The following is a 21681-nucleotide window of genomic DNA, read 5'->3' as shown; positions in this document are numbered from 1 at the left end:
TATTGACAATTTTTAGAAGAAAAGACGATTACATTCATTAATTAATACAAGGCTCTCGGACAGTCTAGGGAATGACTATTTCGATGATAGTCCGACTGCTGCAATACAATATAAAGAAAACAGAAATGGAAAAGAACTACGACAACAAGAAAGCTACACTGGAATTAGGAACACGCCCCATAGGAAGATTGCTATTGCAATACGCCTTGCCGGGAATCATTGCCATGGTAGCCTCTTCGCTCTATAACATCATCGACCGTATTTTTATCGGTCAAGTCGTAGGACCTTTAGCTATTTCCGGACTCGCAATCACCCTTCCTTTCATGAACCTTACTACAGCTTTTGGAGCTGCAGTCGGAATAGGTGCTTCGACATCTATTTCCATCAAACTCGGTCAGAAAGACTATCATACCGCAGAAAAGTTGTTAGGAAACACTGTTATCCTCAATTTAATCATCGGTTTGAGCGTCAGCGCAATCTGCCTGATATTCCTCAATCCCTGTCTGCGCTTCTTCGGCGCCAGTAACGCTACCCTCCCCTACGCCAGGAGTTTCATGCAGATCATTCTCATCGGCAATGCCGCTTCACAGATGTATTATGGCATGAATGCCGTCCTGCGTGCAGCCAGCAAACCGAAACAGGCCATGTTCGCCACCATGCTTACAGTAGGCATGAATATTTTTTTGGATATGCTCTTTATCTGGTGGCTACATTTTGGAATACGGGGAGCAGCCTGTGCCACATTGATATCCATGTCCATTTCACTGGTATGGCAGATGCGGCTCTTGTCCAGAAAGAGAGAACTCCTGCACCTTAAAAAAGGAATATACAAACTGGAAGGGAAACTGGTCAAACTGATCCTCAGTATCGGCATATCGCCTTTCCTCATGAATACCTGTGCGTGCATCATTGTCATTTTCATGAACAATCAACTCGAACGTTACGGTGGTGACTTTGCCGTTGGTTCTTATGGTATTGCGAACAGTATCTCTACCGTCTTCCTCATGATCGTCTTTGGACTCAATATGGGCATGCAGCCTATTGCAGCTTACAACTATGGTGCCCAACTCCATGACAGGTTGTTCAGGGTCCTGAGATATGCCATTTACGGTGCTACCGGGGTCATGTGCACAGGCTGGTTAATAGGCGAATTCCTCCCACAGTACTGTGCCCGGATGTTCTCTACTGACCCGACGCTCATCAGAATGGCTTCAAAGGGTATCAGAATCAATCAGTTGATGTTCCCGATCATCGGATTTCAAATGGTCACCAGTAACTTTTTCCAATGTCTGGGGAAAGTGAAAATCAGCATATTCCTTTCCATGTCCCGACAACTGTTGTATTTGCTGCCACTACTGCTTATCCTGCCTAAATATTTCGGTTTGGATGGTGTCTGGTTTGCTCTTCCTTCTGCAGACCTCATCGCATCTATTTCAGCTGCATCTGTCCTCATATACCAAATCCGCAAATATCGCAGAACTGCCGGGGCTACTGCCCAAGTAGTTTCTGATAACGGGACATCTAAGGAGAAATGAGAGAAGTATCATGAAAGAAATTTATTAATATAGAATTTATGGATGACGAAAAGATAATCATCAACGTTGGAAGACAGATCGGAAGTGGCGGAAGGACTATCGCTAAGATCCTCTCCAATCAGTTTCACTGCACTTTTTACGATAAGGAGATTCTCAATCTGGCCGCAAAGGAAAGCGGACTGTGCGAGAAATATTTTGAAGAGAATGACGAGCATAAAGGAATCTTCGGGAACCTGCTCCATTTTCAAATGCCTTTCATCAGTGGGGGCAATACGACTAATCCTCAGGAAGACGTATACCGGTTTCAAAGTGATGTCATCCGCAAAGCCGCGGAAAAGGGAAGTTGTGTCTTTGTCGGCAGGACTGCCGATTACCTTCTGAGAGACCACAAGAATACCGTCAATGTCTTCATCACCGCTTATCTCGAAGCCCGGATCAAGCGGGTCTGCAAGCGGATGGACATCAAGGCGGATGCCGCCCGCAAATATATCAAGGAAGAGGAGCGTGAAAGGGCAAACTATTACGACTTCTATACCGGGAAGAAATGGGGACACAGCACAAGTTATGACCTGTGCATCAATTCCTCCATTCTAGGCATAAAAGCTACAGCTGACTTTATAGGAGAATTCATCCGACAGAAGTTGGACAGAAAAGAAGATGAACCGGATAAGATCTGTTGACTATGAAGAAAATCGGAATCATCAGTGACACCCACAGTTATTGGGATGACCGGTATGAGAAATATTTCGGTGACTGCGATGAGATTTGGCATGCCGGAGATATCGGCTCTGTAGAACTCGCTGATAAATTCGAAGCCATGAAACCGGTATTCCGCGCTGTCTACGGAAACTGTGACGGCAACGAACTCCGACTGAGATATCCCAAGATCCTCCGGTTCAAATGCGAAGACGTGGATGTTCTTATCAAGCACATCGGCGGCTATCCCGGGAATTATGACAAAAGCATCAGAGGGACACTCTTTGCCAGCCCGCCCCAACTCTTCATCGACGGACACTCCCATATCCTGAAAATTAAATACGACAAAACACTCCGCCTCCTTCATATCAATCCGGGGGCTGCCGGAACTACCGGTTGGCAAAAAGAACGGACAATGGTCAGACTGACCATCGAGGGCAGTAAATTTACGGATTGCGAGGTGATCACCTTGGGAGAAAATCATAGCAGACTATAAATCAATTGTTCATCCTTAATATATAACAGTGATAAAACTAAAACATAATAATATGAAAACTTATTTAGTTACAGGAGCTGCAGGTTTCATCGGGTCTAATTTTATCAAGTACCTGTTGAAGAAATACAAAGATGATGAAATCAAGATCATTATCCTCGATGCCCTGACTTACGCAGGTAACCTCGGTACAATTAAAGACGATATTGACAACAAACGGTGTTTCTTCGTGAAGGGTAATATCTGTGATCCCGTCCTGACCAACAAGTTATTTACTGAGAATGACATTGACTACGTCATCAACTTTGCCGCAGAAAGTCATGTCGACCGTTCGATCGAAAACCCACAACTCTTTCTTAACGTCAATATTCTGGGATGCCAGAATCTGATGGAATCAGCCAGGAAAGCTTGGGTGACAGGAAAGGATGACAAAGGTTATCCGACGTGGAAAGCAGGAAAACGTTTCCATCAGGTCTCCACTGACGAGGTGTATGGATCTCTCGGTGCTACGGGATATTTCACGGAACAGACGCCACTGGGACCTCACAGTCCTTACTCTGCCAGCAAGGCCAGTGCTGACTTTGTCGTCCGGGCTTATCACGACACTTTCCACATGCCCTGCACCATCACCCGCTGTTCCAACAACTACGGACCGTACCAGTTTCCTGAGAAACTGATCCCCCTGATGATCAACAATGTGCTGGAAGGCAAAAAACTCCCGGTCTATGGTGAAGGCCTGAATGTCCGTGACTGGTTATATGTAGACGACCATTGCAAAGCTATCGACCTCGTTGTCAGGAACGGCCGTGACGGACAGGCCTACAATATCGGCGGACACAATGAGATGAAAAATATTGATATTGTCAAACTCATTATCAAGACGATCCATGACTTGATGGCTGCCAAACCTTCACTGCGTCATATTCTTCACGAGTCAGCCAGGAAACAGTTTGGTGCCGACAATATCGATTGGATCAACGATGACTTGATCGAACACGTTGCTGACCGCCTCGGGCATGACCAGCGCTATGCCATCGACCCTTCTAAAGCAAAAGCAGAACTCGGGTGGTATCCTGAGACAAAATTCGCCGATGGTATCAAGAAGACGATCGAATGGAACCTGGACAACCAGAAATGGATAGAAGAGGTCACCTCCGGCGATTACCAGAAATATTACGATATCATGTACGGCAAGAACAGACATGGACAAGTTCTCTAAGGAATTACAGGACATTCTGATCAGGCTCGGGCAATCCCCGGACCTCTTCACAGAGCAGCAGGAGCATTATTTCAAGCACCTTCTGCAGTTGCTGCCTGTACCTGATGAAGTCCTCTTGAGGGAGTATTACGGGTTGTTCGGCACAGAAGTCCACCCTCTTGATGATCTTGCCTATCACCGCAGTATCAATTCGGAAGTGATGATGAGCATCATCGAGAAAGACCTTCGCAGGCTCGCCATCACTCCGGAATGGCAACAGGTCTTGAAACCACTCATTATGGGAAAGACGGAATAATCGGCCATTCAGAAGATGTTATTGTCCGAGAACTGACAAGTCAGTATGACCGCATATTTCTGAGAGCAACAAGAATTACCCCCCTACCCATACCAGACAGAAAGAGCTTATAACAGAACCATTTCCAAGAATCTTCAACACTCAATAACCCATCAACGGATTTATCCATCTCTATATATGCAATGAAACGAATTATGCTTTTAGGCTCAGGTGAACTGGGCAAGGAATTCACAATTGCCGCCAAAAGAGCGGGCCTCTATGTGATCGCATGTGACAGGTATGACAATGCACCCGCCATGCAGGTCGCTGATGAACGGGATATCTTCAGTATGCTTGACGGTAAAGCCTTGAAAGCTGCCGTAAAAAAGCATCACCCGGATATCATCGTTCCGGAAATAGAAGCCATACGGACGGAATGCCTGTTTGACTTCGAAAAACAGGGCATCCAGGTCGTGCCGTCGGCTCGTGCAGTCAACTATACGATGAACCGTCGCGCCATCAGGGATCTTGCTGCCCATGAGCTGGGCGTCAGGACGGCAAAGTATGTCTACGCCAAAACTTATGAGGAATTTAAGACAGGTGCAGAAGAAATCGGATTCCCCTGCGTCGTCAAACCCCTGATGTCTTCTTCCGGACACGGTCAGAGTTATGTCCACAATGAGGAGGAACTGGAAACTGCCTATAAGGATGCCATGGAGGAAGGACGCGGAGATATCCGGGAAGTGATCATCGAAGAATTGATCGATTTCCAACTTGAATTTGTCCTCCTCACGGTGACTCAGAAAAACGGCCCTACTCTTTTCTGCCCTCCTATAGAGGATATCCAAAAAGGTGGAGATTATCGGGAGAGTTGGCAACCGGCAATTGACATTCCCGAGGAAGCCCTTCAGAAAGCCAGACACATGGCTGACAAGGTCACGGCAGCACTGACGGGATACGGCATCTGGGGTGTCGAATTTTTCCTGACAAAACAAGGTGAAGTCGTCTTCTCTGAGTTAAGTCCTCGGCCTCATGATACCGGCATGGTCACCCTCAGTCATTCCACTAATCTGAGTGAGTTCGAACTGCACCTGCGTGCCATCATGGGCTGGCCTATCCCTGCCATCCACCTCGAGCACATCGGTTGCAGCGCAGTCATTCTGTCACCGGTCGAATCGAAGAAACCGCTGGACTATCATCTGACCGATGCCTTGAAGAGTGACCGTACCCGCATCCGAATTTTCGGAAAACCTGAAGCTCATGTCGGACGCCGTATGGGCGTCGCACTCTGCTATGGTGATCTTGGAGATGACATGAGTGCACTAAGGAAGAAAGCCAAACATGCCGCCCAAACAGTATTGGGGACTGATCCGTATATGAAGAAATGATTTTCCGGGTGTGAAACGACATTCCGGTTGACCTTGCGAATGACAAGTTCAACCGAAATGTCTATTTATTATCGCCTTGACAATATCCACCGATAACCAGATAGTTAGGATTCCAACTCTCGGGATAGGTGAAAGTCAAAGTTAGGGAAAGTAATCAAGGCAAACCAAAATGGTGGATAATGGTGCACCAATATGTACCATTTTGGTATACCATTATGGTGGATATTGGTACCCATCTTTAGTGAAAGAAACAAATAGCCTTTACCCGATTGAAAGGCAAAGGCTATTCATAGATTGAAAGATATGAAAAACAGAAAGTTATGAGAGCAGAAACACGGTGACTGACCTTGCAGCCTGTGCGCCCATAACCAACGCCTGTTCGATATCAGCCGTCTTGCTCGGACCGCTGATAAAAGTCCCGAAACCATAGTTGCTCATGTCTATGCGGGCATAAGCCTCATGCATATTGTTGACCACATCGGCCTCATCCAGAAGGATGACCAGATTTTCGGAGATAAAACATATTGCCTTTTCCTTCATGGTCTGTGGTATCCAGACACACGCATTCTCTGCCACGCCCACTGTGCCACGAACGACACCGACATCGGTATTATTCAAGTCCTTGGCCTCAGCTACTGTGTCAGGATTCTTGTCGGCATGAATGCCGGGAATATTGCTGGCTATCACCTTCGCATCCGGATAAGTCTCCTTGATGGCTGCATTCAGGTCAGCATCTTTTTTCAGACGCTTGACTTTTCCGCCTGAAGATTCAGTCATCTTGATAAACTCCTGCAGCGTGTCTGCATATTTCAAAGCGTTGATCTGCAAATCAGGCATATCAAACTGATCATGCGTATTTTTGCGGAGCTTGGCAAACAACTCTTCTTTCTTCATTTCTCAGCCTGCTCCTTTCCGTATTCCTTCTCCAACTCTTTTTCCATAACATGGAATGATTTTTGGGCAAACTCAGGCATCTCATGTCCTACACACCAAGGGCTCAATTTCGGACTCCCTATAATGGCTTCAGGCATATGATTCAAAATTGGAGCCACCTTCAATGCCGTATTGTAAACAAAATAATTTCTGAAAACAACTGACATTCCCCACGACATGAATTCCTTTTCTGGATTAGCTGTCCCGAAATGTTCCAGCTGCTGTCGCCAGAGATAGATCTGACTACCGGGATTGACATGCACAGGACAGACATCGTCACAACTCAGGCACAACGAACAGGCTGATACATTGCCGCTGTTCGCCTTCGGGTCTTTCAGCATACCCAGGTCTATTCCTATAGGTCCGGGGATAAAGAAACTGTAACTGTAACCCGTCGAACGCCGGTATACCGGGCAAGTGTTCATACAAGCCCCGCAGCGAATGCACTTCAGCGTTTCCCAATGGTTGGCATCGGCAATGAAATCACTTCTCCCGTTATCAATGAGGATCACATACATTTCCCCTCCCGGACGCGCCTTGCGGAAATGAGACGTATAAGTCGTCGTCGGCTGACCGGTCGCACTTCTGCACAACAGGCGCTGGAAGAATGCCAGCGAAGCATAGTCGGGCACGATCTTCTCCAATCCCATAGCTACGATATGCAGTTTAGGCATTGAAGTGGACATGTCGGCATTGCCTTCATTGGTGCAGACAACAATATCTCCGGTCTTTGCCACACCGAAATTACAACCTGTCATACCTGCTCCTGCCTCCATGAATTCATGACGCAGGCTATTGCGGGCACAGCGGGTCAGATAGGTCGGATCATCGTTGCCCTTCTCTGGAGACATCCCTTCTTCTTCAAAGGTATGCGCTACCTGCTGCCGGGTGATATGAATGGCCGGAACGACGATATGGGCGGGTTTCAGGTGCATCAACTGCAGGATGCGCTCACCCAGATCAGACTCCACCACATCGATACCTCTAGCCATGAGGAAATCGTTCATGCCACACTCTTCAGTCATCATGGACTTTGATTTGACCATCTTTTTCACGTGATGGTCATTCAGTATCTTCAGCACCATCTGATTGAATTCTGCAGCGTCTTTTGCCCAAAGGACATGGACACCGTTCTGCTCCAGATGAGAAGAAAATTCCTCCAGATAATCGGCCAAATGCGTGAGCGTGTGACGCTTGATCTCACTCGCCTTCTCCCGGAGTTCTTCCCATTCAGGAATTTGACGGGCCATTTTATCTCTTGCCATCCGCATCCCCCAGAAAGTCTGGTCATGATGCGTGATCTTAGCAGAATCTTTCAAAAACTCTCTAGCTCTCTTTGCATGAAATGTACTCATAATCCAGCTGCTAATATTTCAACGACATGCTTGAATTTAATGTTTTTGTGCTCCTTTTTGGCTATACCCTGCAAATGCATCAGGCAGGAGCAGTCTGAACCTGTAATATATTCTGCACCCGTGGACATATGATCCGCAAGTTTATCTTCTCCCATCCGCTTGCAGACATCAGGCTCTTCCACAGCGAACATTCCACCAAAGCCGCAACACTCATCCTGGCGTGCGGGTTCTTTTACAGTGATGCCACTGACCATATTCAACAGATCGACGATCTTATTGAAACGGGGCCCCTGAAGCTCTGTAGGGGACGAGAGACCTAACTCACGCACACCATGGCAAGAATTATGCACGCTGACGACATGAGGGAACTTTCCCGGCAACGACTTGACTTTCAAGACGTCATGCAGGAACTCCACGATTTCATAGGTAGTCTTTGACACCTTGCAATTTTCCAGAATCTTAGGATAATTGAAACGCACAAAAGCTGCACATGAAACAGACGGGATAACAACAGCATCAAAGTCTTTGAAATTTCTCTCAAACTTCTCGACCAGAGGCCTTGACATTCTCTCAAAACCGGCATTTGCCATGGGCTGACCACAACAGGTCTGTCCATGAGGATAGGTCACGTCTACACCTAAATAGTGAAGGAGCTTGTAAGTAGCCATTCCCACTTGGGGGTACAATGCATCTACATAACAAGGAATAAACAGACCAACTTTCATAACATTTTTTTTTATTCAACGTTAACAGAGAAACACCTCTCTGTTATTATTTACAAATATAAAAAACATTTTGCGGATAACGGCACACTATCTTTACTTTTATCCCGATTTGAGGCACTTGAAAATCAATATGTAAAGATTAATAATGAAATATTTCCATAATGATAAGTGGAGTTTACAAATCGGCACTCTTTTCCCCCGCTAAAAGAAAAAGCAGAGGGTTCGCCCCATAGCTTTTTCTTTAAATCTATCAGGACAGACAGGAAAAACACGCGGTTTATGAACCCATTAAAAATAAAAACCGTATTTTTGCGATTAGTATATATATTGATACAAGGCTTATGAAACGAATGCTATTGCTCATCGATCCGCAAATAGATTTTATCAGCGGATCTCTTCCCGTACCGGGGGCAGCGAAAGCACTGGATGCTTTGGCGGGCTATATCACGGAACAGGACGGTACTTATGACTGTAAAGTCATCACGACAGACTGGCATCCTTATCACCATTGTTCTTTCAAGGAAAACGGGGGACCGTGGCCGATGCATTGCGTACAGAATTCGATTGGCGCTGCACTTTACCCTGCTTTGTTTCAACCTTTGTACACGACTCAGGGGACTGTGACAGTGCTGCGCAAAGGGGTAGACGAAGACAAGGAAGAATATTCCATTTTCAAGAATCCTGCCTCGGCTGCGAAATTAAGGTCTATCATCAAGGACAGGAATATCGGGCATATTGACCTCTGTGGCCTTGCCGGAGACATCTGCGTACTGAACACCCTCAAGGATGGAATCAGCATTTACGGTCCTCATCTCTTCCACGTCCTGAAAGAATACGCCCCTTCCCTCGATGGAGGCGCTTCCCTCGAAACGGCCATCCGCGAACTTCTGGCCTGACGGGAGGCGGAAAAGGTACCAAAAACCTGAAGAAATCAGCAGAGAATCCAAGACCGTTTCATAACAGAACTTATTTTCAAAAGTATTCTAATATTTATTTTCATGAGACAGATAATTCAACATTTTACAGATGATGACTTGTACAAATTTACAATGTGCTGCGCCGTCATTGACAATTTTCCCAGAGCTCAAGTTAAATACAGATTCAAGGACCGGGACAATCTCGTTTATCCCAAAGGATTTGCCGACGAACTGAATCACCAGATCGCCTTGCTTGAGAATGTCACTATTACAGATGAGGAAATCGAATTCATGAAGAAGCGGTGCTATTACCTCCCCCACTGGTTCTATACCTATTTGAAAGGCTTCCGCTACAAACGCGAATGGGTAAAGGCCTGGCAGGACGAAGAGGGCCATCTGCACGTAGGCTTCGAGGGTTGTTGGGCAGACACGATTCTGCTAGAGGTCAAAGTCCTTGCCATCATATCCGAACTTTACTATATCATGACCGGAGAAGATCAGAAGTTTGACTATGATGCCTATTACCAGAAAACTTATGAGAAGGCACGCCGACTGTTGGGTGCCGGTTGCAAATACAGTGATTTCGGAACTCGCCGTCGCGCATCCCTGAAAGCTGAGGATACGGTCGTCAGAGCCATGAAGGACTGTGACAACGAGAAGAAATGGCCGGGAAAATTCGTCGGGACCAGCAATGTCTACCTGGCTATGAAATATGACTTGATCCCCATCGGTACGATGGGACACGAATTCGTGTCTGCCATCGGAGGTATGTACGGTCCACAAATGGCCAACAACATCGCCATGAATTCCTGGAGAAATACTTTCAGGGGCGCACTCGGAACATATCTCTACGATACTTTCGGCTGGCATATTTTCAGCCTTAATTTCTCTGAAGATTTCGCCAATCTCTATAAAGGTCTGCGCATCGACAGCGGTGACAATAAAGAAGAACTGATGAAGATCGTGGACAAATACAAATCCTTCGGGATTGACCCGAAATCAAAACAGGTGGTCTTCAGCAATGCCCTCGACACTGACAGAGCCGTCAAGATCCAGGAATTCGCTGAACCTTACTGCCAACCTTCTTTCGGTATCGGCACACACTTCACGAATGATTTCTCTGGCGTAAGGCCTATGAATATTGTCATCAAACTCGTTGCCGTCAAGATCACTGAGTCCTGGGATTTCTACAACGATACCTGCAAGATCAGTGAGGACTTGGGAAAACATACGGGTAATAAAGATGTCATCGACCGTTTCATGGAGGAATTGCATATCGAGGACTGATACCTCTCTTTCTCAAAATTCCAAACAGGCCTGTCCGGATAGAAACGGACAGGCTTGTTTCTTTCTCAGAGCTCGTCTCCATTCTTCCCTTTTCTGATTACATTTCTACATTCCCTTGTTTATTCCCTGAAAATTTAGTACTTTTGCCGTCCAACACTTTATCGTCTTATGATTGTTTGCATAGCTGAAAAACCAAGCGTTGCCAGAGATATCGCAAGAATTCTGGGAGCCAACCAGTCTCATGAGGGCTATATGGAAGGTAACGGCTATCAGGTTACCTGGACTTTCGGCCACCTTTGTGAGTTGAAAGAACCGGATGACTATACCCCGATGTGGAAGCACTGGAGTCTGTCGGCCCTCCCGATGATCCCGACCAGGTTCGGAATCAAACTCATAGATGATGACGGCATCCGCAAACAGTTCAAGACGATCAGTAATCTCTACAGCCACGCTGACAAAATCATCAACTGCGGAGATGCCGGACAGGAAGGAGAACTCATCCAGAGATGGGTGATGCAGAAAGCACAGGTGAAATGCGAGGTGAAAAGACTGTGGATTTCATCGATGACTGACCAAGCCATCAAAGAAGGATTCCAAACTCTCAAACCTGAAGAGAAATATGATCACTTGTATCTCGCTGGGTTATCACGTGCTATCGGTGACTGGATCCTCGGGATGAACTGTACCCGGTTGTATACTTTGAAATACGGGCATAACAAACAGGTACTGAGCATCGGCAGAGTGCAGACTCCCACTCTGGCGCTCATCGTCAACCGTCAGAAGGAGATAGAGAATTTCAAACCTGAAACTTACTGGGTCCTGGCGACCATTTACCGCGACACGCTATTCACTGCTACCAAAGGGAGATACGACAACAAGGAAGAGGGTGAAAAGGCTTTCAGTTTGATTGAAGGAAAACCTTTTACCGTTACGGACATCCGGAAAAAGAACGGCATTGAGAATCCGCCCCACCTCTACGACCTGACATCACTTCAGGTAGACTGCAACAAGAAATTCAGTTATTCTGCCGAATTGACGCTCAATACAGTCCAGAGTTTGTACGAGAAAAAAATCACGACTTATCCTCGTGTCGACACCCAATATCTCTCGGATGACATTTACCCTAAATGCCCCGGCATCCTGAACGGGATCAGCAAAGTGACGGTAAACGGACAACTGGTCTATATGGGCCTCATCAAAAACTTAGTGGCTCGGATCGGAAAGAAACTCCCAAAGAGCAAACGGGTCTTTGACTCTTCCAAAGTTACTGACCACCATGCCATCATTCCTACCGGCGAACCGGCACACGGACTGACTGATATTGAAAGGAACGTGTACAATCTTATCGCTCTCCGCTTTATCTCCGTATTCTATCCTGATTGTAAGTTTGCCACGACTACGGTCATGGGGAAGGCTGCAGAGATCGAATTCAAAGTCAACGGCAAGGTCATCCTAGATCCGGGATGGCGGGTGGTCTATCAGCATCAGGGCCGGGATGAAGAGCAGAAGGATACGGACGAGCATCTCCTGCCTGACTTTGTCAAAGGTGAATCCGGCGAACACCAACCGACTCTGACTGAGAAACAGACCACTCCACCCAAATACTATACTGAAGCAACGCTCCTGAGGGCAATGGAAACGGCTGGTAAGTTTGTAGAGGATGAAGAACTGCGTGCTGCCTTGAAGGAAAATGGCATAGGACGACCTTCCAGCAGAGCCGGCATCATCGAGACACTTTTCAAAAGACATTATATCCGTCGTCAAAGGAAGAATCTTCTGGCGACTCCTACCGGCGTACAACTCATCGATACGATCCATGAAGAACTCCTCAAGAGTTGTGAACTGACAGGTATTTGGGAGAAGAAACTGCGGGAGATCGAACAGGGGAAATATGATCCGGGACAGTTTATCTGCGGACTGAAGGATCAGATCATGAAAATCGTGAATGATGTTCTGGCTGACAACCAAGGTTCAGTAGCTGTCACAACTGATGAAGACTTGAAGAGAAAAACTCCGGGGAAGAAAAAGCCGACTAAGATCAAGAAGGCAGACGCTCCGAAAGTGACAGCCGTCAATACCACACAAGAGCAAACTGCCGCAAAGGACCATATTCAGGATATCATGGACGGACCTATCGATGACCGGATTATCGGACAACCCTGCCCAATCTGCCATACCGGACACATCATCAAAGGAAAAACTGCTTACGGGTGCAGTAACTGGAGAAACGGATGCACCTTCAAATTACCTTTCAAGTCAGACAAATAAGTTTGATCCGCTAAAAAGAACTTCATTTTCTATCCATCTCAGAAAAGATGGATTTTTATTTATACTTACTTTAGAGCTTTTGGAATTTTTTTTGTGAAAAAGAATTAATCCGAAATAATTACCTATTTATGGGGACAATATAAAGTAATTTTTTCATTAACTTTGCCGGAGTTACAAATAATATTAATATATGGCATCAATTCGAAAAACTTTTTCAGGAATATAGCCAGTTATTTATCCGGGGTATCGTACGTTAGTAATAGGTTTATTCGGGAATAATATTTCTACGATTTGAGTGTCATCGAACTCACGTTATTGAAGTCAGTGATTGCCAAGAAATAAAGGAACAGGCATACTTTTACGTGACTCACCATTGTGCCCTCTTTCTTTCCTCAACAAAGGAAGTTCATTACATGTCATCATATCAACACATAAGAGTAATTTCACATCAGGGCATACACTTTTACCCCGATGGATGCAACTTCCTCACCTGTCATTTTCCACTTTTAAATATAGAATCGAATCCGATATTAACCTATTTTTATAAAAATCCAAGGATTCAGGATGCTTTCTTCGCATTCATACAATCCTTTATTCCTATTTCTATCTCTCGTGGTCCTCCGATCTTTTATACCGATTATCAATGAATAGTAAAAGGTCGAAAAATTAAAAACTCAAAAAAAAGACATGAAAAAGACAGTTTGTTTTTGCATCGTTCTCTTGATGCTCTCAATGCTCTGTCACGCAGCCGACAATACAGATAGTTTATCAAGAACTAAAAAGGCAGTACTCACGGGATTTGTAAAAAAGAAGGGAAGCAATAAAGGCATCGCGGATGTCATCATATCCATAAAAGGAACGACACTGAGTTCGGAAACGGATACCTCGGGGTATTATAGTTTACAGAATATTCCTACAGGAAACCGTACCCTTCTGGTCAGGAAAGTAGGATACAAAATATACAACAAGCCCATCCAACTTCAGGAGGGCTCCAATAAAAGGGATCTCGCAATAGAAGAAGATAAAGTTTTGCTGGACGAAGTAGTAGTCTCAGCCAACAGGGAAGAAACGATCAAACGTCTGTCGCCTGTTCTGGTCAATGTGTTGAGTTCCAAACTCTATGATATGACACAATCTACGGATCTGGCTCAAGGGCTCAACTTCCAACCGGGTGTACGGACAGAAGATAATTGCCAGAACTGTGGATACACTCAAGTCCGCATCAATGGACTTGACGGCCATTATTCACAAATTCTGATCGACTCCCGACCGATATTCTCTGCATTGAACGGGGTCTATGGACTGGAGCAAATTCCTTCGAACATGATCGACAGGGTAGAGGTCATCAGAGGTGGCGGTTCTGCTCTGTATGGCGCTTCGTCAATCGGAGGTGTCATTAATATCATCACGAAAGAACCGGTCCGCAATTTTGCGGAATTCAGTCATACCATTATGTCCATCGATGGCAGAAGTTGCTTTCAAAACAACACCACGATGAACGCCTCAGTTGTCAGTAGCGACCACAAGGCAGGGCTCTACGTTTACGGGGAAAGCCATCACCGGCCTGGTTTCGACTACGACCATGACGGTTATACGGAAATGCCTATCATCAACGGTGAGACTGTTGGCTTCAGGTCTTTTATCAAGACTGGCACCTACTCCAAACTCTCAGTACAGTATGACAATATCAGGGAGTTCAGGCGTGGCGGCAACAATCTGTCCCTGCCGGCCCATGAGTCCAATATCACTGAACAGATCGACCATGACATCAATGGCGGCGGAATCAACTTTGACCTCTATTCTCCATCCTCGGAAAACCACCTGAATACTTATTTGTCATTCCAGAATACGGACAGAAAGAGTTATTATGGCGGCACAGGTGACGGCTCGGCCGAAAGCGTGGCCAATGCCTTGAAATCTTATGGCAAGACACATGACATTACGGTAATCGGAGGTAGCCAATACACCCTCAACTTCAAGAAACTGCTATTCATGCCCGCTGTTTTAACTACAGGACTGGAATACAATTTTGACGGTTTACAAGATCATGCTCTCGGCTATGGGACAAGCACCAAGCAATATGTCAACATTTATAGTGCACTCTTGCAAAATGAATGGAAAACAGATCAATGGGGATTCCTGATCGGAGGTCGGTTTGACAAGCACAACCTCGTCGACCACGTCATCTTCAGTCCGCGAATCAACCTTAGGTATAATCCCAGTCATAACATGAATTTCAGACTCACCTTTTCTACCGGTTTCCGTGCCCCTCAGACCTTTGACGAAGATCTGCACATCAGTGTTTCAGGAGGTGAACGAATCAAAATTCATCTTGCCGATAATCTACGGGAAGAAAAATCTTACAGTCTGAGTGCTTCGGCTGATCTCTACCACCAATTCGGCAATGTAGAGACTAATCTGTTGATTGAAGGTTTCTACACTAACCTCTCGCATGTCTTTTCCGAGCGTTATCTGCCTCAGCCGGATCAGGATGGCAACAAAGTTCTGGAACGCTACAATGGCACAGGTGCTAAAGTAGCCGGAGCCAACATAGAAGGTAAGGCGACTTTTTCGCAGTGGTTCCAACTGCAGGCAGGGATGACCTTCCAGCAAAGCAAATACAACGATGCTGAACAGTGGAGTGCTTCTGCGCCAAAAGAGCGGAGGATGTTCCGCACACCTGATACCTACGGGTATCTTGCCTCTACCTTTACACCCATCAAGAATTTCTCTGCATCTTTGTCAGGCAATTATACCGGACACATGTTGGTACAACACGTCAAGAGCTCAGGAACGCCTGTGGATATTGCTGTAAAAACGCGGACGTTCATGAATATCAACTTAAAACTGTCTTATGATTTCCACCTCTTCCAGACATCGACCCTGCAATTGTACGGGGGCATTCAGAATATTACCAATGCCTATCAGAAAGACTTCGATAAAGGGTATAACCGTGATTCGAATTATATTTACGGTCCGGCCTCTCCCAGAAGTTTCTACGCAGGTATCAAGATAGGTATTTGACGTAAAAAACAAAGGATAGAAAATGCAGTAGATCGATCTACTGCATTTTTTTGTATAGTCCCTTTTCAATGGAGACAGCGTCAACACCATACGGATACTGACTGAAGACATACCGAAGGTCTTAACATCTCAGTAAGACTTGCGCCAGAAATTCGTAAGGGCAGAGTGAAAGCGCGGTAAGAACGGTATGGAATCCAATGTTCTGCGTGATGACAGACGATGAAGTATCCAGGATATTAGTGAAACAGACTCCTACTCCCCATGTTTTATTGATAGTGTAATGAAGGCTTGCATCCAGCAGGCTGCACGTCTTATAGTGGAATGAAGAAATTTCGTGGATGGATGTTTCATCGTCAGATTTTATTTCTATGTCTTTCTTGGGGAATACGAAAGTGTACATTCCAACGCACGAGGGCAGTGGTGTAGAATAGACCTGCAAATCAAAAAGTGTACATTCGGACAACATACGAGGACAGTAGTATAGAATGGACCTGCAAATCAAATGAAATCTAAGTCGCTCCATTTGATTTGCAGGTCCTTGCACTCATCATCAGGGCTGAAAACAAGCATAACAATAATTGTGCTTATTTCTCTTTTTCATCCATGATGACATTGTATATCAGGACCAGCATGACAGTGACAGCCCCGGCCATGAACATCAGGATCGTGTGCCCGGAAATGTCAAAATGAGAAAGGATATCAGTAATCTTGATATGTGAGACCTTCTCGGCACAAGAATGATATGCTCCGATAAAGGAAGATTGGAACAACGTTCCCAATAGCTCCCATCCCTTCATTTCGACAAACAACAATATACCGGCAATGACGCATAAGACACCCCATATCCTACTGATATACCATGCACGGTCAGGGATATTCCGCATCACCTTTTCCGAAAATCCTTTGTCGGGAATCGGTTCGGAATGTTCTGCAAAAAACCGGTTGACTAACTGTTCATCCCTTTCGATCATATCCATTCTTTCTTAAATAATTAGCTAATTTTTCTTTGCCCCGTAGGAGGTGCGACTTGACCGTATTGGAGTTAAGTCCTGAGATCTCCGCAATCTTCTCTATCGGTTGACCCTCGATCAACTGAAGAGTAATGCAAAGACGTTCCTTCTCGCTGAGGATCTGAAGGGCATTGTAGAGATCCATGCTCAGATTCCGGTCACTGCCCTCCCCTATTCGGCCCCTGACTTGCGGCGCATCTAAGTCGGAAGTCTGTTTGTGTCGCCTGAGATAATCATACCACACATTGTAGGCAATCCGATAGAGCCAGGTCGAGAAATGAGAGATCCCGCGGAATTTCCGTATATTCAGATACACCTTGAGGAAGGTCTCTTGAGCCAGATCATCACTCAGCGGCTGATTTCCAAGTGTCTGACTCAGAAAGAATTTTCTGACAGGCGACTGATATTTCACGACTAACCGATCGAAAGACCGGGAGTCATGAAATACGGCTACCCTGGTGACCAGGGAAAGATCATCCAACTTTTTCAATATGAATCGGTTTCAGAGAGTCAAAAATGTTACCTGCTTGAGAAGGTTACTCCTTCTCAGCAGTATCCCCATTATCTACAGGATTGTTTTCTGACTTACTCCCCTGATCTCCAGGATCAGAGGCAGCTGCACCAGATTCATTCTGGGTCTGAGACGCCCCGCCATCAGCCTTTTTGCCGGGATCTGCCTTCTGCTCATTACCCTTTGTCATCCCCCGGTGAAACACATTATTCTCTGATGCCCAGGCGATGAATGCCTGTCCGGCACCATATACGAAGACCAGTGCTGCTATTCCTGCCAGGAAGGAGGCATCCCAGAACCAGAACATGATCATCAGCCCAAGTCCCAAGAACCCATTGCGCAGTCCCCGCTTCATCAGGTATTTGTCAGACTGCCGCTCTATTGGCATGTCAGACTCTGGGATAGGCTGTCCGTGCTCTACCGCTTTTTGGGCCAAATCCAATCGCTTGTTCCGCCGCTTGATCAGCCACCAGACGATCAAGGCGATGACGATGAACGGAGAGGTCAGGAACAGGAATACCAGAATGACAACCACAGTGGCGAACAGGATACCTCCAAATCCTACAGTACCGTCCAGTATCTTGTCGACCCAGTGAAAGACATCGTTTGAGGATTGGTCATCCGAATCATCGACCGAAGCGGGTTCCACATCAGCAGAATCTTCATCACCAGAATCATCAGACGCCGAGGTCGTATCAGAAAAGGCATCAATCGGTTGGTTACCTTGTGTGCCCTTAGTTGCAGACGCTTCTGTCTGAGGATGATGTCTGTGTCTCGGAACTGTCGAAACAGCAGATAAACTCACTGTCAGCATCAGCATCATCAATGCAATCCAAACTTTTTTCATCTTATCTTCTTTTTAAATTTTCTATCTATTAGATGCATCTCATCTGCAATTAGTTGCAAAGGAACAAAAAAAATCGTATTTTTGCAAGGAAAACCGAAAATATGGAGCTACCTGAGGCATTTGAAAGTTATACACGGGGGTTAATGGGGGAACAATTGTACCGCCAGTTTCGCGAAGGACTGGACCAACCTTCTCCTGTAAGCATCAGGTTCAATCCTTTCAAATACACCTTGGACACAAAGGACATTCCGGATTCCAAAAGTGAAGTTCCTTGGTGCAGAAGCGGTATTTATCTGAAACAACGACCGGCTTTCACCTTCGACCCTTTGCTCCACGCCGGCGTGTACTATGTCCAAGAAGCTTCTTCGATGTTTCTGGACCACGTACTCAGACAGGTCATAGACCATCCTGTAACAGTTCTCGACCTCTGTGCAGCTCCGGGGGGAAAGACCACCTGTGCGATGAGTGCCCTTCCGCAGGGAAGTCTGCTCTTCAGCAATGAACCGATCCGCAATAGGGCTCAGATCTTGAACGAAAATGTACTGAAGTTTGGACATCCGGACATCATCGTCACAAACAATTATGCGAAGGATTACCAACAGAGTGGCATACAGTTCGATCTTATCCTGACGGACGTTCCCTGCTCAGGAGAAGGAATGTTCAGAAAAGATGAAAATGCCATACGGGAATGGAGCACAGGAAAGGTAGAACAGTGCAGGATGCTCCAACGAGAGATCGTGAGCGATATCTGGCATTGTCTGAAACCCGGAGGTATTCTGATCTATTCGACGTGTACCTTTAATTCGCTGGAAGATGAAGAGAATGTCTTGTGGATCACTTCACAACTTGGGGCTGATTTCATCCCGATAAAAACGCCTCAGGAGTGGAACATTACCGGGGCATTGCTGCCAAAACCAGATACCTCTCAAAAGCCCCTTCCTGTTTACAGATTCATCCCCGGGAAAACAAAAGGGGAAGGTCTTTTCATGGCTGTCCTCAAAAAACACGGAACTGACACCTCTGCAGAACGACCCTCATGGAAAGCCTTGGAGAAAAGAGCGGCGAGGTCTCTCCATATCCTCTCTCATGGCATCCGGCCGGATGAGCGGAAAGGCAAGTCTCTCGTACCCGACATTTCCAAGGCACTGTCCTTAAGGTCCGACAAAGACGCTTATCCCAAAATTAATGTCAGTTATACCCAAGCCATCGCTTACCTGAGGAAAGAAGTCCTGACGCTTCCCCCTGACAGCCCCACAGGATTTGTATTGATCTGCTATCAGGACTTTCCCTTGGGATTCGCAAAGAACATCGGACATCGGGCCAACAACCTCTACCCGAAAGAATGGAAAATAAACAGTACGCATATTCCGACAGAAAACAATAAAATCATCAATATATGAAACAGTATCTCGATTTACTTCATCGTATTCTGACGGAAGGAACACGAAAAGACGATCGTACGGGGACAGGTACGATCTCCGTCTTCGGAAATCAGATGAGATTCCACTTAGATGACGGCTTCCCTCTGCTGACGACCAAAAAACTCCATCTGAGATCCATCATCTACGAACTCCTCTGGTTCTTGAAGGGGGACACTAACGTACATTACCTGCAAGAAAACAACGTGAGGATCTGGAATGAATGGGCTGACAAGAATGGGGATCTAGGACCGATCTATGGGCACCAGTGGCGCGCGTGGCCGGACTATCACGGTGGCTCTATCGATCAGATCACGCGTGTCATCAAACAGATCAAGGAGCACCCTGAGTCCAGACGTCTCATCGTCACGGCTTGGAATCCCGCAGACGTCGAACAAATGGCGCTGCCACCATGCCACTGCCTTTTCCAGTATTATGTAGCAGGCAACAAGTTGAGTCTACAACTCTACCAGCGTTCGGCTGACACTTTCCTAGGACTGCCCTTTAACATTGCTTCTTATGCACTGCTCTTGCTGATGACGGCACAGGTGACTCATCTGCAGCCGGGAGATCTGGTGGTTACGACAGGGGATACACACTTGTACCTCAACCATATAGAACAGGCTAAACTGCAGTTGACCCGCACACCGAGACCATTGCCGCATCTCCATATCAATCCTGATGTAAAGAGCATCTTCGATTTCAAATATGAAGATTTCGAATTGACAGACTATAATCCCTGGCCGCATATCTCTGCCCAAGTATCAGTGTGAAGACCATTTGTCCTTCCCTGACAGACAGAGACCCTTCGGTCTGATATCATAACCAGAAAATGAGAATTACTATTATCGCAAACGTCGCAAGAAACCGCGCCATAGGTTTTCATAACCAACTCCTTTATCCGATACATGAAGATATGAGGCGGTTCAGACAACTGACCACCGAACATACCATCATCATGGGACGGAAGACATTCGAATCTCTGCCCAAAGGGGCGCTGCCCCACCGCCGCAACATTGTCCTGAGTAAGACGGTAAAGATTTTGCCGGGTTGTGAAGTATTTCCTTCTTTGGATGAAGCCCTGTCGCATTGTGCCAAGGACGAGGATATCTACATTATCGGCGGTGCCAGTGTCTATGAGCAGGCCATCAAGCGCTCAGACCGACTCTGCCTCACTGAAGTAAATGCCACTCCTGAACATGCAGATGCCTTCTTCCCGCCCTATGACGACTGGGATATAGAGTCTCGGGAGCATCATCCGGCAGACGAGAACCACCCTTATGCCTATACCTTCGCTGACTATAGCCGGTAGACTCTACCGTCTATTTATCGCTATGATAAAAGAAATGACAATAAAGAGGGTGTGTCAAAAGATACATCCTCTTTTTTGTTTCTCATTCTCAGTTATCTTTGCCATTTACTGTCAGGCTGCGATTTTTCCATCGCACATGATCAATTGCAGTGTATTCTGCCTCAGACAAGTCAAGACAAGTCTTTTTATGCGATAAAAGAAGGAAGACAGGCCTTTTAATCCTGTTTTTCTTATCCTTGCACACATTTTCTTAAGATTGAAGGCTATGGCAAAGAAGGCAAAGTCCATCGTGACCTTGTCTTTTCCAAAATGTCTGAAACGTTTGTATGCCATATCATATTTTATGATTATCCTCAATTGGGTGATTAATAATTTTGAGTATTCCCCGATATTCATTACCTTTGCATCAATTATCAAAACCTCGTCAAAATGAAACTGATAGAATTTTCAAAACGCTTCCCCGATGAAG

19 protein-coding genes and 1 pseudogene are annotated in these 21681 nt (G+C 45.9%); 13 read left to right on the top strand and 7 right to left on the bottom strand.

The window, feature by feature from the left end; all coding sequences use genetic code 11:
• The first annotated feature begins 125 nt into the window (after nt 1-125).
• The 6 genes from NG821_RS09475 to purT all read left to right on the top strand — a co-directional run bounded on the left by NG821_RS09475 (nt 126) and on the right by purT (nt 5605).
• The gene (locus tag NG821_RS09475) at nt 126-1535 is read left to right on the top strand and encodes an MATE family efflux transporter (protein ID WP_252761422.1); all 1410 of its coding nucleotides are present in this window, start codon (nt 126-128) and stop codon (nt 1533-1535) included.
• A gap of 38 nt (nt 1536-1573) precedes the next feature.
• Nucleotides 1574-2215, top strand: a complete 642-nt coding sequence (locus NG821_RS09470; protein WP_252761421.1) for a cytidylate kinase-like family protein — start codon at nt 1574-1576, stop codon at nt 2213-2215.
• A 2-nt stretch (nt 2216-2217) separates the two neighbouring features.
• Entirely contained in the window at nt 2218-2727 is a 510-nt protein-coding gene (locus tag NG821_RS09465) for a metallophosphoesterase family protein (RefSeq protein WP_252761420.1), read from the top strand.
• 52 nt (nt 2728-2779) lie between these two features.
• Complete coding sequence (gene rfbB, locus NG821_RS09460) at nt 2780-3943, top strand: dTDP-glucose 4,6-dehydratase (protein WP_252761419.1); 1164 nt, start codon at nt 2780-2782, stop codon at nt 3941-3943.
• The gene (locus tag NG821_RS09455) at nt 3927-4238 is read left to right on the top strand and encodes a hypothetical protein (protein WP_252761418.1); all 312 of its coding nucleotides are present in this window, start codon (nt 3927-3929) and stop codon (nt 4236-4238) included. Before rfbB ends, NG821_RS09455 begins: the two co-directional genes overlap by 17 nt.
• A gap of 182 nt (nt 4239-4420) precedes the next feature.
• Nucleotides 4421-5605, top strand: coding sequence for a formate-dependent phosphoribosylglycinamide formyltransferase (gene purT, locus NG821_RS09450; RefSeq protein ID WP_252761417.1), 1185 nt, complete (start codon nt 4421-4423; stop codon nt 5603-5605).
• A 318-nt stretch (nt 5606-5923) separates the two neighbouring features.
• Here the strand turns inward: purT and NG821_RS09445 are convergent, their stop codons facing one another.
• The 3 genes from NG821_RS09445 to NG821_RS09435 are packed head-to-tail and all read right to left on the bottom strand — an operon-like array spanning nt 5924 to nt 8618.
• Nucleotides 5924-6499 carry a LutC/YkgG family protein gene (locus NG821_RS09445; RefSeq protein ID WP_252761416.1) on the bottom strand — a complete coding sequence of 192 codons (576 nt, stop codon included), beginning with the start codon at nt 6497-6499 and terminating at the stop codon, nt 5924-5926.
• Nucleotides 6496-7893: a lactate utilization protein B gene (locus tag NG821_RS09440; RefSeq protein WP_252761415.1), complete on the bottom strand. Its 1398-nt coding sequence runs from the start codon at nt 7891-7893 to the stop codon at nt 6496-6498. The genes NG821_RS09445 and NG821_RS09440 overlap by 4 nt, the downstream gene beginning before the upstream one ends.
• Nucleotides 7890-8618, bottom strand: a complete 729-nt coding sequence (locus NG821_RS09435) for a (Fe-S)-binding protein (protein WP_252761414.1) — start codon at nt 8616-8618, stop codon at nt 7890-7892. The genes NG821_RS09440 and NG821_RS09435 overlap by 4 nt, the downstream gene beginning before the upstream one ends.
• 341 nt (nt 8619-8959) lie before the next feature.
• On the opposite strand from NG821_RS09435, the gene NG821_RS09430 reads away from it, so the two are divergent.
• The 4 genes from NG821_RS09430 (at nt 8960) to NG821_RS09415 (ending at nt 16114) form a co-directional block, all read left to right on the top strand.
• Entirely contained in the window at nt 8960-9514 is a 555-nt protein-coding gene (locus NG821_RS09430) for an isochorismatase family protein (protein ID WP_252761413.1), read from the top strand.
• Nucleotides 9515-9616: 102 nt separating this feature from the next.
• Nucleotides 9617-10822: a nicotinate phosphoribosyltransferase gene (gene pncB, locus NG821_RS09425; RefSeq protein ID WP_252761412.1), complete on the top strand. Its 1206-nt coding sequence runs from the start codon at nt 9617-9619 to the stop codon at nt 10820-10822.
• 168 nt (nt 10823-10990) lie between these two features.
• Entirely contained in the window at nt 10991-13090 is a 2100-nt protein-coding gene (locus tag NG821_RS09420; protein ID WP_252761411.1) for a DNA topoisomerase 3, read from the top strand.
• 687 nt (nt 13091-13777) lie between these two features.
• Nucleotides 13778-16114: a TonB-dependent receptor gene (locus tag NG821_RS09415; RefSeq protein ID WP_252761410.1), complete on the top strand. Its 2337-nt coding sequence runs from the start codon at nt 13778-13780 to the stop codon at nt 16112-16114.
• Nucleotides 16115-16698: 584 nt separating this feature from the next.
• On the opposite strand, the gene NG821_RS09410 is transcribed toward NG821_RS09415, so the two are convergent.
• From NG821_RS09410 to NG821_RS09400, 3 genes are read right to left on the bottom strand one after another with little or no spacing between them, the layout of a single operon-like run.
• A complete protein-coding gene (locus NG821_RS09410) occupies nt 16699-17085 on the bottom strand; it encodes a DUF5056 domain-containing protein (protein ID WP_252761409.1) in 387 nt (128 codons plus the stop codon).
• Nucleotides 17069-17614, bottom strand: a complete 546-nt coding sequence (locus NG821_RS09405) for an RNA polymerase sigma factor (RefSeq protein ID WP_252761408.1) — start codon at nt 17612-17614, stop codon at nt 17069-17071. The genes NG821_RS09410 and NG821_RS09405 overlap by 17 nt, the downstream gene beginning before the upstream one ends.
• A 46-nt stretch (nt 17615-17660) precedes the next feature.
• Nucleotides 17661-18482 (bottom strand): DUF6249 domain-containing protein, encoded by an 822-nt coding sequence (locus NG821_RS09400; protein WP_252761407.1) that lies wholly within the window; start codon nt 18480-18482, stop codon nt 17661-17663.
• A gap of 101 nt (nt 18483-18583) precedes the next feature.
• Between NG821_RS09400 and NG821_RS09395 the strand changes: the two genes are divergently transcribed.
• The 3 genes from NG821_RS09395 to NG821_RS09385 are packed head-to-tail and all read left to right on the top strand — an operon-like array spanning nt 18584 to nt 21212.
• Nucleotides 18584-19882 (top strand): methyltransferase RsmF C-terminal domain-like protein, encoded by a 1299-nt coding sequence (locus NG821_RS09395; protein ID WP_252761406.1) that lies wholly within the window; start codon nt 18584-18586, stop codon nt 19880-19882.
• Complete coding sequence (locus tag NG821_RS09390; RefSeq protein WP_252761405.1) at nt 19879-20673, top strand: thymidylate synthase; 795 nt, start codon at nt 19879-19881, stop codon at nt 20671-20673. The genes NG821_RS09395 and NG821_RS09390 overlap by 4 nt, the downstream gene beginning before the upstream one ends.
• A 59-nt stretch (nt 20674-20732) precedes the next feature.
• On the top strand, nt 20733-21212 hold the full coding sequence (locus NG821_RS09385) for a dihydrofolate reductase (protein WP_252761404.1): 480 nt from the start codon (nt 20733-20735) through the stop codon (nt 21210-21212).
• 111 nt (nt 21213-21323) lie between these two features.
• On the opposite strand, the pseudogene NG821_RS09380 reads toward NG821_RS09385, so the two are convergent.
• Nucleotides 21324-21557: pseudogene (locus NG821_RS09380) on the bottom strand (transposase); the annotation flags it as partial.
• Between the last annotated feature and the right edge of the window lie 124 nt (nt 21558-21681).

The sequence above is a fragment of the Segatella cerevisiae genome (genome assembly GCF_024054555.1).
In the GTDB taxonomy this organism is placed as follows: domain Bacteria; phylum Bacteroidota; class Bacteroidia; order Bacteroidales; family Bacteroidaceae; genus Prevotella; species Prevotella cerevisiae.
This window is presented reverse-complemented; position numbering and strand designations above follow the sequence as displayed.

What these genes read in the sequence shown, in the direction of transcription:
- NG821_RS09475 (WP_252761422.1), top strand. Translation starts at nt 126, where the DNA reads ATGGAAAAGAACTACGACAACAAGAAAGCTACACTGGAATTAGGAACA.
- NG821_RS09470 (WP_252761421.1), top strand. Translation starts at nt 1,574, where the DNA reads ATGGATGACGAAAAGATAATCATCAACGTTGGAAGACAGATCGGAAGT.
- NG821_RS09465 (WP_252761420.1), top strand. Translation starts at nt 2,218, where the DNA reads ATGAAGAAAATCGGAATCATCAGTGACACCCACAGTTATTGGGATGAC.
- rfbB (WP_252761419.1), top strand. Translation starts at nt 2,780, where the DNA reads ATGAAAACTTATTTAGTTACAGGAGCTGCAGGTTTCATCGGGTCTAAT.
- NG821_RS09455 (WP_252761418.1), top strand. Translation starts at nt 3,927, where the DNA reads ATGGACAAGTTCTCTAAGGAATTACAGGACATTCTGATCAGGCTCGGG.
- purT (WP_252761417.1), top strand. Translation starts at nt 4,421, where the DNA reads ATGAAACGAATTATGCTTTTAGGCTCAGGTGAACTGGGCAAGGAATTC.
- NG821_RS09445 (WP_252761416.1), bottom strand. Translation starts at nt 6,499, where the DNA reads ATGAAGAAAGAAGAGTTGTTTGCCAAGCTCCGCAAAAATACGCATGAT.
- NG821_RS09440 (WP_252761415.1), bottom strand. Translation starts at nt 7,893, where the DNA reads ATGAGTACATTTCATGCAAAGAGAGCTAGAGAGTTTTTGAAAGATTCT.
- NG821_RS09435 (WP_252761414.1), bottom strand. Translation starts at nt 8,618, where the DNA reads ATGAAAGTTGGTCTGTTTATTCCTTGTTATGTAGATGCATTGTACCCC.
- NG821_RS09430 (WP_252761413.1), top strand. Translation starts at nt 8,960, where the DNA reads ATGAAACGAATGCTATTGCTCATCGATCCGCAAATAGATTTTATCAGC.
- pncB (WP_252761412.1), top strand. Translation starts at nt 9,617, where the DNA reads ATGAGACAGATAATTCAACATTTTACAGATGATGACTTGTACAAATTT.
- NG821_RS09420 (WP_252761411.1), top strand. Translation starts at nt 10,991, where the DNA reads ATGATTGTTTGCATAGCTGAAAAACCAAGCGTTGCCAGAGATATCGCA.
- NG821_RS09415 (WP_252761410.1), top strand. Translation starts at nt 13,778, where the DNA reads ATGAAAAAGACAGTTTGTTTTTGCATCGTTCTCTTGATGCTCTCAATG.
- NG821_RS09410 (WP_252761409.1), bottom strand. Translation starts at nt 17,085, where the DNA reads ATGATCGAAAGGGATGAACAGTTAGTCAACCGGTTTTTTGCAGAACAT.
- NG821_RS09400 (WP_252761407.1), bottom strand. Translation starts at nt 18,482, where the DNA reads ATGAAAAAAGTTTGGATTGCATTGATGATGCTGATGCTGACAGTGAGT.
- NG821_RS09395 (WP_252761406.1), top strand. Translation starts at nt 18,584, where the DNA reads ATGGAGCTACCTGAGGCATTTGAAAGTTATACACGGGGGTTAATGGGG.
- NG821_RS09390 (WP_252761405.1), top strand. Translation starts at nt 19,879, where the DNA reads ATGAAACAGTATCTCGATTTACTTCATCGTATTCTGACGGAAGGAACA.
- NG821_RS09385 (WP_252761404.1), top strand. Translation starts at nt 20,733, where the DNA reads ATGAGAATTACTATTATCGCAAACGTCGCAAGAAACCGCGCCATAGGT.